This window comes from Pararhodobacter sp. CCB-MM2, from assembly GCF_001691415.1.
Taxonomy (GTDB): Bacteria; Pseudomonadota; Alphaproteobacteria; order Rhodobacterales; family Rhodobacteraceae; genus Pararhodobacter.
Genome location: NZ_LRRR01000001.1, coordinates 162,590 through 176,819, shown reverse-complemented (window position 1 = coordinate 176,819; position 14,230 = coordinate 162,590). Strand labels below are relative to the sequence as shown.

The 14,230-nt window shown below is 66.0% G+C and carries 14 protein-coding genes; all 14 read right to left on the bottom strand.

The features are described from left to right. Complete coding sequence (nuoG, locus tag BCY78_RS00835; RefSeq protein ID WP_068296468.1) at positions 1 to 1,989, bottom strand: NADH-quinone oxidoreductase subunit NuoG; 1,989 nt, start codon at positions 1,987 to 1,989, stop codon at positions 1 to 3. 3 nt (positions 1,990 to 1,992) lie between these two features. After that, positions 1,993 to 2,430, bottom strand: coding sequence for a DUF5333 domain-containing protein (locus BCY78_RS00830; protein WP_083194742.1), 438 nt, complete (start codon positions 2,428 to 2,430; stop codon positions 1,993 to 1,995). 181 nt (positions 2,431 to 2,611) lie between these two features. After that, entirely contained in the window at positions 2,612 to 3,907 is a 1,296-nt protein-coding gene (gene nuoF, locus BCY78_RS00825) for an NADH-quinone oxidoreductase subunit NuoF (protein WP_068296462.1), read from the bottom strand. 6 nt (positions 3,908 to 3,913) lie between these two features. Further along, complete coding sequence (locus tag BCY78_RS00820) at positions 3,914 to 4,150, bottom strand: DUF5337 domain-containing protein (RefSeq protein WP_068296460.1); 237 nt, start codon at positions 4,148 to 4,150, stop codon at positions 3,914 to 3,916. Positions 4,151 to 4,179: 29 nt separating this feature from the next. After that, the gene (locus tag BCY78_RS00815; protein WP_068296457.1) at positions 4,180 to 5,370 is read right to left on the bottom strand and encodes an NADH-quinone oxidoreductase subunit E; all 1,191 of its coding nucleotides are present in this window, start codon (positions 5,368 to 5,370) and stop codon (positions 4,180 to 4,182) included. A gap of 79 nt (positions 5,371 to 5,449) precedes the next feature. Beyond that, positions 5,450 to 6,112: a hypothetical protein gene (locus tag BCY78_RS00810; protein WP_068296454.1), complete on the bottom strand. Its 663-nt coding sequence runs from the start codon at positions 6,110 to 6,112 to the stop codon at positions 5,450 to 5,452. Next, the gene (locus tag BCY78_RS00805) at positions 6,109 to 7,329 is read right to left on the bottom strand and encodes an NADH-quinone oxidoreductase subunit D (RefSeq protein ID WP_083194781.1); all 1,221 of its coding nucleotides are present in this window, start codon (positions 7,327 to 7,329) and stop codon (positions 6,109 to 6,111) included. Before BCY78_RS00805 ends, BCY78_RS00810 begins: the two co-directional genes overlap by 4 nt. Before the next feature lie 69 nt (positions 7,330 to 7,398). Then, entirely contained in the window at positions 7,399 to 7,992 is a 594-nt protein-coding gene (locus BCY78_RS00800; RefSeq protein WP_083194780.1) for an NADH-quinone oxidoreductase subunit C, read from the bottom strand. A 16-nt stretch (positions 7,993 to 8,008) separates the two neighbouring features. Then, positions 8,009 to 8,542, bottom strand: coding sequence for an NADH-quinone oxidoreductase subunit B family protein (locus BCY78_RS00795; protein ID WP_199523086.1), 534 nt, complete (start codon positions 8,540 to 8,542; stop codon positions 8,009 to 8,011). After that, entirely contained in the window at positions 8,533 to 8,898 is a 366-nt protein-coding gene (locus BCY78_RS00790; protein ID WP_068296438.1) for an NADH-quinone oxidoreductase subunit A, read from the bottom strand. Before BCY78_RS00790 ends, BCY78_RS00795 begins: the two co-directional genes overlap by 10 nt. A 414-nt stretch (positions 8,899 to 9,312) precedes the next feature. Next, positions 9,313 to 10,098 carry a crotonase/enoyl-CoA hydratase family protein gene (locus tag BCY78_RS00785; RefSeq protein ID WP_068296433.1) on the bottom strand — a complete coding sequence of 262 codons (786 nt, stop codon included), beginning with the start codon at positions 10,096 to 10,098 and terminating at the stop codon, positions 9,313 to 9,315. Then, positions 10,095 to 10,952, bottom strand: a complete 858-nt coding sequence (locus BCY78_RS00780; RefSeq protein WP_068296431.1) for a hydroxymethylglutaryl-CoA lyase — start codon at positions 10,950 to 10,952, stop codon at positions 10,095 to 10,097. The genes BCY78_RS00785 and BCY78_RS00780 overlap by 4 nt, the downstream gene beginning before the upstream one ends. Then, the gene (locus tag BCY78_RS00775) at positions 10,945 to 11,583 is read right to left on the bottom strand and encodes a glutathione S-transferase family protein (protein WP_068296430.1); all 639 of its coding nucleotides are present in this window, start codon (positions 11,581 to 11,583) and stop codon (positions 10,945 to 10,947) included. The genes BCY78_RS00780 and BCY78_RS00775 overlap by 8 nt, the downstream gene beginning before the upstream one ends. Positions 11,584 to 11,673: 90 nt before the next feature. Next, a complete protein-coding gene (locus BCY78_RS00770) occupies positions 11,674 to 14,208 on the bottom strand; it encodes a penicillin-binding protein 1A (protein WP_068296429.1) in 2,535 nt (844 codons plus the stop codon). Positions 14,209 to 14,230: the final 22 nt, after the last annotated feature.

The following is a 14,230-nucleotide window of genomic DNA, read 5'->3' as shown; positions in this document are numbered from 1 at the left end:
TTACTCCGCCGCCATCGGCTGCGCGTTGCGCGCGGCCGCCGAGGCGCTCAGCTCGGCCATCAGGCCAGAGGCGCGCGCGATGGGGTTGGTCAGGTAGAAGTCTTTGACATACGGGCGGAACGTCGCATCCCCGAGGCTGTCGGCGGCCACAGGCTGCCATTCATTCTCGGGCACTTCGTCGATCAGCTCCAGATGCGGCACGGCCTCGATCAGCTTGGCGCGCAGGGCGTTCAGGCTGTCCCAAGGCAGCTGCTGGCCAACTTCGGCCGACAGAGCGCGCAGGATCGCCCAGTTTTCCTTGGCCTCACCGGGAGCGAAACCGGCGCGCAGCGCCAGCTGCGGACGACCCTCGGTGTTGACGAAGAGGCCGTTCTCCTCGGTGTAGGCAGCGCCCGGCAGGATCAGGTCGGCGCGGTGTGCACCGCGGTCGCCATGCGAGCCCTGATAGATCACGAAGGGGCCGGCATCGATGTCCAGCTCGTCCGCGCCAAGGTTGTAGATCACGTCGGCACCGTCGGTCGCGGCCAGCAGGCCACCTTCGGTCACGGCGCCCACGTCCAACGCGCCGACACGGCCCGCAGCAGTGTGCAGAACCAGCACGCGGCCCGAAAGCGCCTGCGCAGCGGCCAGAACGGCCAGACCGTCAGCCTCGTTCAAAGCGCCCTGCCCCACGATCACGATCGTGCCCTCGGCAACCTTGGCCGAAGCCAGCGCCGAGCGGTCGGTGCCAAGATGCGTGTAGGTGAAGGTCAGATCTGCGGCCGGGCCGATCAGCGAGACATTGGCGCCGTTGGTCCAAGCCTTGCGCAGACGGGCGTTCAGCACCGGCGCCTCGTCGCGCGGGTTGGTGCCGATCAGCAGGATGTCCTTGGCGGTATCGATGTCTTCGATCGCGACATTGCCGACATAACCGGAGCGGTTGCCAGCCGGCAGGCGCGAGCCATCGACCCGGGCTTCCACCGAACCGCCGAGCGATTCAACCAGCGTTTTCAGCGAGAAAGCCGCTTCGGTCGAGGCCAGATCGCCGACCAGACCCGCAACCTTCTTCGCACCTTTCAGCTTCGACGCGGCCAGCGCGAGCGCCTCGCCCCAGCCGGCTTTGCGCAGGCGGCCGTTCTCACGGATATAGGGCGTGTCGAGGCGCTGACGCTTCAACCCGTCCCAGACGAAGCGCGTCTTGTCCGAGATCCATTCCTCGTTCACGCCGTCATGGTTGCGCGGCACGATGCGCATCACTTCGCGACCCTTCACATCGACGCGGATGTTCGAGCCGAGCGCGTCCATCACGTCGATGGTTTCGGTCTTGGTCAGTTCCCACGGACGGGCGGTGAAGGCATAGGGCTTCGAGACCAGCGCACCGACCGGGCAGAGGTCGATGATGTTGCCCTGCAGGTTCGAGTTCAGCGTCTCGTTGAGATACGAGGTGATCTCAGCATCCTCGCCACGGCCAGTCTGGCCCATCTGCAGGATGCCGGCCACTTCCGAGGTGAAGCGAACGCAGCGCGTGCAGCTGATGCAGCGGGTCATATGGGTCTCGACGAGCGGCCCGAGGTTCAGGTCCTCGGAGGCGCGCTTCGGCTCGCGGTAGCGCGAGAAGTCGACGCCGTAGGCCATCGCCTGGTCCTGCAGGTCGCATTCGCCACCCTGATCGCAGATCGGGCAATCCAGCGGGTGGTTGATGAGCAGGAACTCCATCACCCCTTCGCGGGCCTTCTTGACCATCGGCGAGTTGGTCTTGACGACCGGCGGCTGGCCTTCCGGCCCCGGACGCAGATCCTTGACCTGCATCGCGCAGGAGGCGGCGGGCTTGGGAGGCCCACCGACAACTTCCACGAGGCACATGCGGCAGTTCCCCGCGATCGACAGGCGCTCGTGGTAGCAGAACCGCGGCACCTCGATACCCGCGACTTCGCAGGCCTGGATAAGGGTCATCGACGGATGAACCTCGACCTCGCGGCCATCGATGATGATCTTGCGGAGATCTGACATGGCTTACCTTGCTCTCAGAAGTTCACCGGCGGCGCTGCCGGCCGCGATCTCGGACTGGCCGAGCGCGCAATAGGTCTCAGGCGCGCCTTCGCGCACCCCGTTCTGGGCGAAATAGGCGCCGACCTCGGCCCGCAGACGGGCTTCGGTGCTGTCGGCGCGCTGGAACGCCCGGATCTCATCACGCGAATAGCCGTATTCGCGCGCTTGGCTGTAGAGGCCATAGACGAAGCGCGTCGCGGTGAAGGTCCGCGCTTCAATGCTGTCGCAATGGGTGCGGATCTGGTCCGCGACCGCGAGGGTGAAAAGCCCCGACCAGATCGACTGGTCCGCGCCGAGCGTGGCGTTGATCTCGTCCTGCGTGGCGGCCTTGGCCGAGCCGGCGAAACCGGTGCCCAGACCGAGCGTGACCGAGACGAGAGCGGAGAGCATGAGCTTGTGCATGAGGGTATCCTTGGTTGCGCGCCCCGTGGCGCGCGCGGACCCTAGCACAGGGCCGAACGGCCCCCACTTCACGCCTTCGCGGCCCGGCACAGCGCCGCCGATCCCGGCCATCAGGCGGGATGCAGGGGGAGCTTTATGGCGGGCTGCGAAACGCATGGCTGGCGGATGACCCTCGGTTCTCTTACTCGGCGGCAACGACCGAGACACGGCCGTTCTTGTTGACGCGGATACGCTCTTCAAGCTCGTGGCGATAGTGGCGGATCAGGCCCTGGATTGGCCAGGCCGCCGCATCACCGAGCGCGCAGATGGTGTGGCCTTCGACCTGCTTCGTCACCGAGAACAGCATGTCGATTTCCTCGACCTCGGCCTCGCCGCGCATCAGGCGGTCCATGACGCGCATCATCCAGCCGGTGCCTTCGCGGCAGGGCGTGCACTGGCCGCAGCTCTCATGCTTGAAGAACTTCGACAGGCGCCAGACAGCTTTCACGACGTCGGTGGACTTGTCCATGACGATCATGCAGCCGGTGCCGAAGGACGATTGGTTCTCGCGCATCCAGTCAAAGTCGAAGATCGCGTCTTCGAGTTTCTCTTTCGGCAGGATCGGGCACGAGGCCCCGCCCGGAATGATGGCCTTGAGGTTGTCCCAGCCGCCCCGGATGCCGCCGCCATGCGTCTCGATGATCTCGCGCACGGTCATCGACATCGATTCCTCGAATACGCAGGGGGTGTTCACATGGCCGGTCAGCGCCATCAGCTTGGTACCCGCGTTGTTCGGGCGGCCGAAGCTGGCGAACCAGCTGGCGCCACGGCGCAGGATGGTCGGCGCGACGGCGATCGATTCCACGTTGTTCACCGTGGTCGGGCAACCATAGAGGCCCGCGCCCGCCGGGAACGGCGGCTTCATGCGCGGCATGCCCTTCTTGCCCTCGAGGCTCTCGATCAGCGCGGTCTCTTCGCCGCAGATATAGGCGCCGGCGCCGTGGTGCAGGTAGAGATCGAAATCCCAGCCCGACTTGGCGGCGTTCTTGCCCAGAAGGCCATTGTCATAGCATTCGTCGATCGCGGCCTGCAGGGCCTCGCGCTCGCGGATGTATTCGCCCCGGATGTAGATATAGGCCGCATGCGCGCCCATCGCGAAGGAGGCAATCAGTGCGCCTTCGATCAGCGTATGCGGATCGTGGCGCATGATCTCGCGGTCCTTGCAGGTCGCGGGCTCGGATTCGTCGGCGTTGATGACGAGGTAATGCGGACGGCCGTCGCTTTCCTTCGGCATGAAGGACCACTTGAGGCCGGTCGGGAAGCCCGCGCCACCACGGCCGCGCAGACCGGACTGCTTCATCTCGTTGATGATCCAGTCCTTGCCCTTGCCGATGATGTCCTTGGTGCCGTCCCAATGCCCACGCGACATCGCACCCGCCAGCGAGCGGTCATACATCCCGTAGAGGTTGGTGAAGATCCGGTCCTGATCCTTCAGCATCGTCGCTCAATCCTTCGAGTCGAGGGTGTTCCGGCGCGACCGCCAGAGCCCGAATAACAGCCACAGGGCCATCGCGAACCCGGCCAATGCCGCCAGGTCGAAGAAAGCCAGGGTCCGCTGGGTCCACCCCAGCTGGTCCCCCAGGGCCAGGGCCAGAACATACAGGATGCCGGTCGCGGCGATCAGCAGCGCAATAAAGCGCCCCTGTCGTCCCTGCGAGGCTTTCTGCGTGTTGCGGTCCATGGTCCCCTGTCGTCCCTTGTCCTAAAGCCTCAGTACACGTCGCCCTTGTCGACGCGCGCCGAGAATTCCGTCTCTTCGCCAGCGGCCAGCTTCTTCGCCTGCCCGACCCAGTCGTCGCGGGTCACGCGGCCTTTGAAGCCTTCGAGGTTGGCATCGACCCAAGCGATCTCCTCGGCCGACCAGCCGGCGATCTGGTCGAAATGATAAAAGCCCATCGACTGGCACAGAAGCTCCAGTTTCGGACCGATACCCTTGATGCGCTTGAGGTCATCCGCCTTGCCATCGCGGGCGCCTTCCAGCGCGGCGGGACGCTTGCGGTCAGCCTCGGCCACGTTGGCGGCGGCGGCGGTCGCGGCGTCGGCTTCCGGCTGCACGGCGGCAGCAGCGGCCTCGGGCTGGGCCGGGGCCTGACCCGCGACTTCCGCCGGGATCGGCTGCTTCGTCTCGACCGGGGCCTTGCCCAGACGCGACGAGACCGGCTTGCCATCGGCACGCGACGGCAGCGGCTTTTCATCGCGGTTCAGCCACGGGGTCAGCAGCGGCACTTCGGTGCCGTCGATGCGCTTGATGCCATCGCCGATGCGAACGGCATTGGCGACCGAGGCGTTGTACTGCTCGTCGGCCGGGCCGTTCTTCAGCGTGGTCTGGCCACCCTTGGCCTCGGCGCCGAAACGGCCGTTCTGCGGGCCCGGGGTGGGCACGCGGCCGGCGGCCAGCTCGTCGAGGATCCAGGTGAATTTCTCGGCGGTCAGGTCTTCGTAATAGTCCTTGCCGATCTGCACCATCGGCGCGTTCGAACAGGAGCCAAGGCACTCGACCTCTTCCCACGAGAACTTGCCGTCAGCCGACAGCGCATGGGCCGAGGTGGCGATCTTGTCCTTGCAGATCGAGATCAGGTCCTCGGCGCCGCAGATCATGCAGGTCGTGGTGCCACAGACCTGGATATGCGCGACCGAACCCGTCGGCTGCAGTTGGAACATGAAGTAGAAGGTCGCCACTTCCAGCGCGCGGATATGCGCCATGCCCAGCATGTCGGCGACATGTTCGATGGCGGGACGGCTCAGCCAGCCCTCCTGCTCTTGCGCGCGCCACAGCAGCGGAATGATCGCCGAGGCCTGACGACCCTCGGGATACTTGCTGATCTGACCCTTCGCCCAGTCGAGGTTGGCGGGCGTGAACTCGAAGCTCGCGGGCTGTTCGTGATGCAGACGACGTAGCATCAAAGGGCTCCTGACTGGGTCCGGCCGGACGCCGGAAGAAACGGACCCGCAGAGGCGGGCATAAGGGCGGGGGCGCGGGTCATTCCGTCACCCCTTGCTCGATGACGACCTCAGGGGTCGGATGACGCTCGGCCCAGCTGTCGATCAGCGCCGCGAGGGCCTCTGCATCGGCTTCGGGCGTGCTGTCGCAGGTTGCGTCGGCAAGCACAAGCTCGCTGCCGTCGTCATTGACGCCGGCCATCTCGCCGTCGACCAGAACGGCCACGATGTCGCGCGTCTCGATGGGCGTGAAACCCAGACCCGGCAGCATTTCCTGCGCGCGGGCGTCGGACAACGTGCAATCCTCGGCGCGGATCGCGGCGATCAGCTCGGCCCCACGCGCGGGCGTGAACTCAGGAAGCCAAGGCTCGATCGAGGGCTCCTGCGCGGCAAAGGCTTCGACGATCATCGCCATCGAGGCCTCGGCTTCGGCTTCGCACAGCATCGGGGCCAGACGCAGCGTGGCCATGTCTTCCGACAGGGTCACCAGACCGGCGCCGTACAGCGTGTCGACGAAGGCCTGCACCTCGACGGGTTCAAGGCCGAGGGGACCGAGGGCCGCCCCCGCCTCGTCGCCATGCATGGCGCAGTCGTTGGCCCGGATGGCATCGACCAAGAGACCCGCACGCTCAGGCGTGAAGGCCGATGCCGGCGCAGCCGCCAGCATCAGGGTCATCATCAGGGCCGGGACGCGATAGTTCACCGATCGACCTCGCCGAACACGATGTCCATGGTGCCGATCAGCGCCGCGACGTCGGCCAGCAGGTGGCCCTTCGCGACATGGTCCATCGCCTGCAGGTGCAGGTAGCCCGGCGCGCGCAGCTTGGCGCGGTAGGGTTTGTTGGTGCCATCGGCCACGAGATAGACGCCGAATTCGCCCTTCGGCGCCTCGACGGCGGCGTAGACCTCGCCGGCGGGGACGTGGAAGCCCTCGGTATAGAGCTTGAAGTGATGGATCAGCGCTTCCATCGAGGTCTTCATCTCACCGCGTTTCGGCGGGGTGACCTTGCCGCGCGCCAGCACATCGCCCTGCCCTTCGGGCGCGCGCAGCTTGGCGATGGCCTGACGGATGATCGAGGTCGACTCGCGCATCTCGGCCATGCGGCACAGGTAACGGTCATAACAATCGCCGTTCTTGCCGACGGGAATGCGGAAATCGAACTCGTCGTAGCATTCATAGGGCTGCGAGCGACGCAGGTCCCAAGCCAGACCCGAGCCGCGCACCATCACGCCCGAGAAGCCCCATTGCTGGATCTCTTCCTCGGTGATGATGCCGATATCGGCGTTGCGCTGCTTGAAGATCCGGTTCTCGGTCAGCAGCGTGTCGATGTCGTCCAGAGCCTGCGGGAAGGCCTCGGCCCAGGCTTCGATGTCGTCGATCAGCTGCGGCGTCAGGTCCTGATGCACGCCGCCCGGCCGGAAATAGGCCGAGTGCAGGCGCGCGCCACAGGCCCGCTCGTAGAAGATCATCAGCTTTTCGCGTTCCTCGAAGCCCCAGAGCGGCGGCGTCAGCGCGCCCACGTCCATGGCCTGCGTGGTCACGTTCAGCAGGTGGTTCAGGATCCGGCCGATTTCCGAGTACAGAACGCGGATCAGCGAGGCACGACGCGGCACCGGGGTGCCGGTCAGACGCTCGATCGCCAGACACCAGGCATGTTCCTGGTTCATCGGCGCCACATAGTCGAGGCGGTCGAAATACGGCAGGTTCTGCAGATAGGTGCGGCTTTCCATCAGCTTTTCGGTGCCGCGGTGCAGCAGGCCGATATGCGGGTCACACCGCTCGACGATCTCGCCGTCGAGTTCCAGCACCAGACGCAGCACGCCGTGTGCCGCCGGGTGCTGAGGCCCGAAGTTGATGTTGAAGTTGCGGATCTTCTGCTCGCCCGTCTGGGCGTCAGTGAAACCTTTGGATCCGTCCATCATCGCTGCAACCTCCGTCGCAAAACCTGTTCGCCGGGCCGGGCAGCAGAGGTGCCCGCTCCCCGGTCGTTACGCGCCCGTCTTCTTCTCGTCGCCGGGCAGAATGTAATTCGCGCCTTCCCAGGGCGACATGAAGTCGAACTGGCGGTAGTCCTGCACCAGTTTCACCGGCTCGTAGACGACGCGCTTGGCGGCTTCGTCATAGCGAACCTCGACATAGCCGGTGGTCGGGAAGTCCTTGCGCAGCGGGAAGCCCTGGAAACCGTAATCCGTCAGGATGCGGCGCAGGTCCGGGTGGCCCGAGAACAGGATGCCGAACATGTCGAAGACTTCACGCTCGAACCAATTGGCCGAGGGATGCTCCTCGACGATCGAGGGGACCATCTCGTCTTCACGCACGACGGCTTTCACGCGGATGCGCTGGTTCCGGTACATGCTGAGGAAATGGTAGACCACGTCGAAGCGCGCGCGGCGCTCCGGGTGATCGACGGCGGTGATGTCGACGAGCGACGAGAACTTGCAGGTCTCATCGGTCTTCAGGAAACGGACGAAAGCGGGCAGCGCGGCGGCGGTGACGGTGACCGTCAGCTCGCCGAAGGCCACCTTGGTCTCGACAACGGCATCCGCCTGCTTGGCGGTGATGTAGTCGGAGAGTTCGTTCATCGGCATGGGCGGGTCCTCAGCGGATCAGGGTGCCGGTGCGGCGGATCTTCCGCTGCAGCTGCAGGATGCCGTAGAGCAGCGCCTCGGCCGTCGGCGGGCAGCCGGGAACATAGATGTCCACGGGCACGATGCGGTCGCAGCCGCGCACCACCGAATACGAATAATGGTAATAGCCGCCGCCATTGGCGCAGCTGCCCATCGAGATGACGTAACGCGGCTCGGGCATCTGGTCGTAGACCTTGCGCAGCGCGGGGGCCATCTTGTTGGTCAGGGTGCCGGCGACGATCATCAGGTCCGACTGGCGCGGAGAGGCGCGCGGTGCGGTGCCGAAACGTTCGAGGTCATAGCGCGGCATCGAGGTCTGCATCATCTCGACGGCGCAGCAGGCCAGACCGAAGGTCATCCAGTGCAGCGAGCCGTTGCGCGCCCAGTTGATGATGTCGGCCGTGGTGGTCAGCAGGAAGCCCTTGTCCTGAAGCTCGGCGTTCAGGGCCGCGGTGGCGACCTCACGGTCGGCGCCGGCGGTGTTGGCTCCGGTCATCACTCCCATTCGAGAGCCCCTTTCTTCCATTCGTAGGCGAAGCCGACGGTCAGCACGGCGAGGAAGGTCATCATCGACCAGAAGGCGACCATGCTCATGTCACCGAAGGCCACGGCCCAGGGGAACAGGAAGGCGATCTCGAGGTCGAAGATGATGAACAGGATCGACACCAGATAGAAGCGCACGTCGAATTTCATCCGCGCGTCGTCGAAGGCATTGAACCCGCATTCATAGGCCGAGACCTTTTCCGGGTCCGGATTGCGCACGGCAATGACCATCGCCGAGAGCATCAGCACGAGGCCAAGCGCAATCGCGATTCCCAGAAAGATGATGATGGGGAGATAATCTCGGAGGAGGTCGTCCAAGGGTGGCTCCTTTGGCGTCCGCGAGGCCGGTCGCAGCTTAAGTTGGCTCGATGCCTCGTTTACTCCCGCCCGCCGCGCGGGTCAACCGAAGGGGATGGTAAGCAAGAGCTTGATTTCAAGGTTTTCGCCAGCGGTATGCAAATGGATACCAGATTTCCGCACCCTGCATCGCTGCCCTGCGGCATGAGAGCGGCCGGGCATCGGGCTGTTCCGACTCAGCGTGATCGTCTGGACGGCGGGACCAGAGGCCGGGTGAGCCCTCCCGCCCGTCGGGCGCAGGATCGAAGATCCAGCCCCTCCCGTTTGGGGTGGGCGGGGGGCTGAGCCCCCCGTACCCCCCTCAAGCGCATTCCCTTTCGTGGTCAAAGGGCGGTGACGGGTTCCTTGAGTATTTCCAACAAGGTGAAAGGGCGATCAGCCCTGCCACGATGGTTTGCGTTTGGCGAAGAAGGCGGCGATACCCTCCCCCGCTTCCGCGCTTTCCCAGCGTGCCACGAGCTGGCCGATGGAATGGTCGATATCGGCCTCGGTGATGCCGCCGCCAAGCCGCAGCGCCAGCGCCTTTGCCGACGCGACAGCACCGGGGGCGCAGCTCAGATAGGGCGCAACCTCGGCCTCGACAGCGGCATCGAGATCGGCCTCGGGCACGGCCTTGGCCAGAAGGCCCAGCGTCACGGCCTCATCCGCCCCGAACAGGCGGGCGGACATGAAGACACGACGCGCCATCGCCTCGCCCATCCGGGCCAGCACATAGGGGCCGATGGTGGCCGGGATCAGGCCGAGGCGCGTCTCGGTCAGGCCGAACCGTCCACTATTAGCGCCAATGGCCACGTCGCAGACGGAGATCAAGCCGATCCCGCCGCCATAGGCAGGGCCCTGAATGCGACCGATCACCGGCTTCGGCAGCGCGTTCAGCGCGCCGAGCATGCCGGCAAGGCGGCGCGCGCCCTCGGCCCGCTCTGAGGCCGAGGCGGCCATCTGCTGCTGCATCCAGCCAAGGTCGCCACCGGCGCAAAAGCTCTTGCCCTCACCCGTCAGCACCACCACGCGAACGGCGTCGTCCGCGCCCAGTTGCGCTGCGGCTTCGGCCAACTCGTCGATCATCTCGGCGGACATCGCGTTGTGCTTTTCCGGCCGGTTCAGCGTCAGCGTCGCCACGCCACGCGCATCGGTGGAAAGGGTGATCGTCTGCCAGCTCATGCCATGGCCCTCATGCTGCGGGCCATCTGTGCGGCGCGGTCGATGACCGCCCGGTCGAGCCCGGTCGAATATCCAAGCGTTTCAATCCGCTGCATCGCGGCCTCAGTCGCGACATTGCCTTGCGCGCCCGGTGCATAGGGGCAGCCGCCAAGCCCGCCAACCGCGGCGTCGAAGACGCGCAAGCCGAAGCCCAGCGAGGCCTCGATATTGTCACAAGCGCGGCCCGAGGTGTCGTGATAATGCCCGGCCAGTTTCGCGGCCGGTGCGACTTGCGTCACGGCCTTCAGCATCGCCGAAAGGCTTTCGGGCGTGGCCTTGCCAATCGTGTCACCGAGGCTGACCTCGTAGCAGCCCAGCCCTAACAGGCGCTCGGCCAGATCGGCCACGGCCTTGGGCGGGGTGGCGCCATCGAAGGGGCAATCGGTCACGCAGGAGATATAGCCGCGCACCGGGATGCCGTCGGCTTTCGCGGCGTCGAGGATCGGCAGGAACCGCTCGATCGACTCGGCGATGGTGCAGTTGAGGTTGGCCTTGGAAAAGCCTTCCGAGGCCGAGGCGAAGACCGCAATCTCGTCGGCCCGCGCGGCCTTGGCCCCCTCGTAGCCCTTCATGTTGGGCGTGAGCGCCGCGTACGAGATCCCGGCCCCGCGCGTGATCCCGGCCAGCACCTCGGCACTGTCAGACATTTGCGGCACCCATTTCGGCGAGACGAAACTGGCGACCTCGATGCGGCGGAAGCCGGCGGTCGAGAGCAGGTCGACCAGCGCAATCTTCTCGGCGGTCGGGATCTGCCGCTTCTCGTTCTGCAACCCGTCGCGGGGGCCGACCTCGAAGATCTCGACGGTCTCAGGCATGGTAGAAGTCCTTCAGGTAGAGTTCCGCCGGGCCGTCGGCGGCCCGGGCTTGGTGATAGGCGGGCCGATCGGTGAGGCGGCCAAGCCAGGCCTGAACCCGGTCGAGGCCGTCGAGCGGCACGAAGCGGCGGGCCAGATCGGCAGAGGTGCCGGTCATGATATCGGCGGCCGAGAAATCCGCCAGCAGCCAGTCGCCTTCAAGCGCAGCCTCGATCCCCTCCAGCGCGCGGCGCAGGCGCAGGGCTTCGAGCTTTTGCACCACGGGGCTGCGGTCGGCGGGCTTCAGGACGATGTGGTGGAAGGTCAGCTGCGCCAGATGCTGCGCCAGCGTCTCGCCGTAATGCAGCCATTCCAGGAACTTGCCGCGCTCGGGATGACCCGGCGCGCGGGCCAGCGCCGGCGCCCGTGTCTCGGCGAGATACTCAAGGATCGCGCCGGATTCGAAGAGCGTCAGCCCGTCCACCGCCAGCACCGGAACCCGACCGGCGGGCGAGATCTTCAGGAACTCTGGGTCGCGCAGACCCTTGCCGCCAAAGCTGTGGTAACGAACCTCGTGGTCCAGCCCGGCCTCGTGCAGGAACCAAAGGATGCGAAAACTGCGCGACTGCGGCGCATGGTGCAGCGTGATCATGATGGTCTCTCCCCGCCCGCAGTGAAACCGCGCGGGGAGAGAGGGTGCAAGCGTGACGCCACGACGCGCCAGTGACGCGCCCGGCTCGGGTCAGTAGAGACCGCCGGCCGAGAGCGTGCCGAAGTTGGTGGTAGCAGGCACTTCGAGGGTCTCGCCCTGCCCCGGCGCGGCGACGCCGATCTCAGTGCCATCCTCGGTCACCAGAACGTCGTTCATCTCGGGCGCGAAGACCGGCAGCGACATGCCCATCTGGAAACCACCGTCGATCAGCGCGTCGATGCCGAAGACCGGCTCCTCGCCGTCGCGGAAATACTCGGCGACGGTATCGCCACCCGAGCCTTCGCCGACACGTTCGCCGGTATGCCGGTCGATGGTGATGAAATGGCCGCCCGGCGGCACGGCGAAGCGACCACCACCGTATTCCTGAATCGCCTGCTCCATGAATTCCTGGAACACCGGCGCGCAGATCCCGCCGCCCGAGGCCCGACGGCCCAGCGTGCGCGGGCGGTCATAGCCGATGTAGCAGCCCGCCACGACGGTCGAGGAGAAGCCCACGAACCACACGTCGCGCGCGTCGTTGGTGGTGCCGGTTTTGCCGGCGATCGGCACCGGCAGGCGGATCGCGCCCGAGGCCGTGCCGCGCTGGACCACGCCCTGCATCATCGAGGTCAGCTGATAGGCGGTGATCGGGTCCATCACGCGCTGACGCTCGGAGGCGATCCACGGCGCCTGACCGGCGGGCAGATCGGGCTCGGTGCATTCGACGCAGCGGCGCTGGTCATGGCGATAGATCGTCCGGCCCCAGCGGTCCTGCACCCGGTCGACCAGCGTGGGCTCCACGCGCTCGCCGCCGTTGGCGAACATCGCGTAGGCGGCAACTACTTGGAACAGCGTGGTTTCCTGCGCACCGAGCGAGTTGGCAAGGAACGGTTGCAGGCGGTCGTAGACACCGAAACGCTCGGCATAGCCGGCGACCACGTCCATGCCGACTTCCTGCGCCAGACGCACGGTCATCAGGTTGCGCGACTGCTCGATCCCGGTGCGCATCGGCGTCGGCCCGAGGTAATCGCCACCGGCATTCGACGGGCGCCAGATGCCCTCGCCGGTGTCGATCTCGATGGGGGCGTCGATGATGATCGTCGCCGGGGTAAAGCCCGAATCCAGCGCGGCGGCATAGACGAAGGGTTTGAAGCTGGAGCCCGGCTGCCGTTGCGCCTGCGTCGCCCGGTTGAAGGACGAGGCCTGATAGCTGAAGCCGCCCTGCATGGCGATCACGCGGCCGGTGTTCACGTCCATCGCCATGAAGCCGCCCTGCACTTCCGGGATCTGGCGCAGCGACCAGCGCTGGAAGCTGCCGTCGTTGGCGGTGATGGCGCGGACATAGACGACGTCACCGACGGTAAGGGTGTCCGCCAGCGATCCGGGCAGCCAGTTGATGTCCGGCCGGTCGATCTGGTTGATCCCCTCGACCCCCTCGATGCCGACGCGCGCCACATCGGGCGTGACCTCCAGCACCACGGCGGGATGCCACGGATTGTCGAGCGTGATGTCCCGCGCGAGGTTGGTCCCCGCCAGCGCCTCGCGCCAAGCCTCCTCGGTGGCGTATTGCGCGGGCTCCAGCGTGATGCCGGTGCCCCGCCATTCGCCGCGGCCCCGGTCGTAGCTTTCCAGCGCGCGCTGCAGGGCATGGGCGGCGACGATCTGCAGATCGGGGTTCACCGTCGCACGGATCGTCAGGCCGCCGGTGAAGAATTCCTCCTCGCCGAAGGACGAAGACAGCTGGCGGCGGATCTCGTCCGAGAAATAATCGCGCTCGGGCAGGCTTTGGCGGAAGGGCGGGATATCGCCCGATTGCACTGTCAGCAGCGGACGGCTGCGCGCCTCTTCGGCCTGCTCCTGCGTGATATAGCCGTTCTCGGCCATCTGACCGATGATCCAGTCGCGGCGCTGGGTCACCCGCTCGCGCGCGCGGACGGGGTGATACTGCGACGGCGCCTGCGGCAGCGCGGCGAGAAAGGCCATTTCCTCGATGCTGAGTTCCTCCAGAGTCTTGTTGAAATATGTCTGGGCCGCGGCCGTCACCCCGAACGAGTTCTGCCCGAGGAAGATCTCGTTGAGATACAGCTCGAGGATCTCATCCTTCGACAGCGTCTGCTCGACCCGGAAGGCGAGGATGATCTCGCGGATCTTGCGCTCGATCGTCCGGTCCGAGGACAGCAGGAAGTTCTTCATCACCTGCTGCGTGATCGTCGAGGCCCCGCGCATGTTGCGCCCGCCCGACACCAGCGCATCCCGCGCCGCCGAGACGATGGCCAACGGGTTAAAGCCCTGATGTTCGTAGAAGAACCGGTCTTCGGCCGAGATGAAGGCCTGTCGCAGCAGCGGCGGCATGTCCTCGATGGGGGTGAACAGACGACGCTCGCGGGCGAATTCGTCCATCATTGCGCCTTCGCCCGAATAGACCCGGCTGATCATCGGCGGCGAGTAATTCGCAAGCTGCTCGGTCGAGGGCAGGTCGTGCGAATAGGCCCAGATCACGCCCCCCGCCGTCAAGGCGCCGAAGAAGGCACCCAGCAGGAGAAAGCTGAACAGGCCGCCGAAAAACGACAGGAAGGCTCGGGTCACGTTGCGGGCTCCCGGTGCGAGG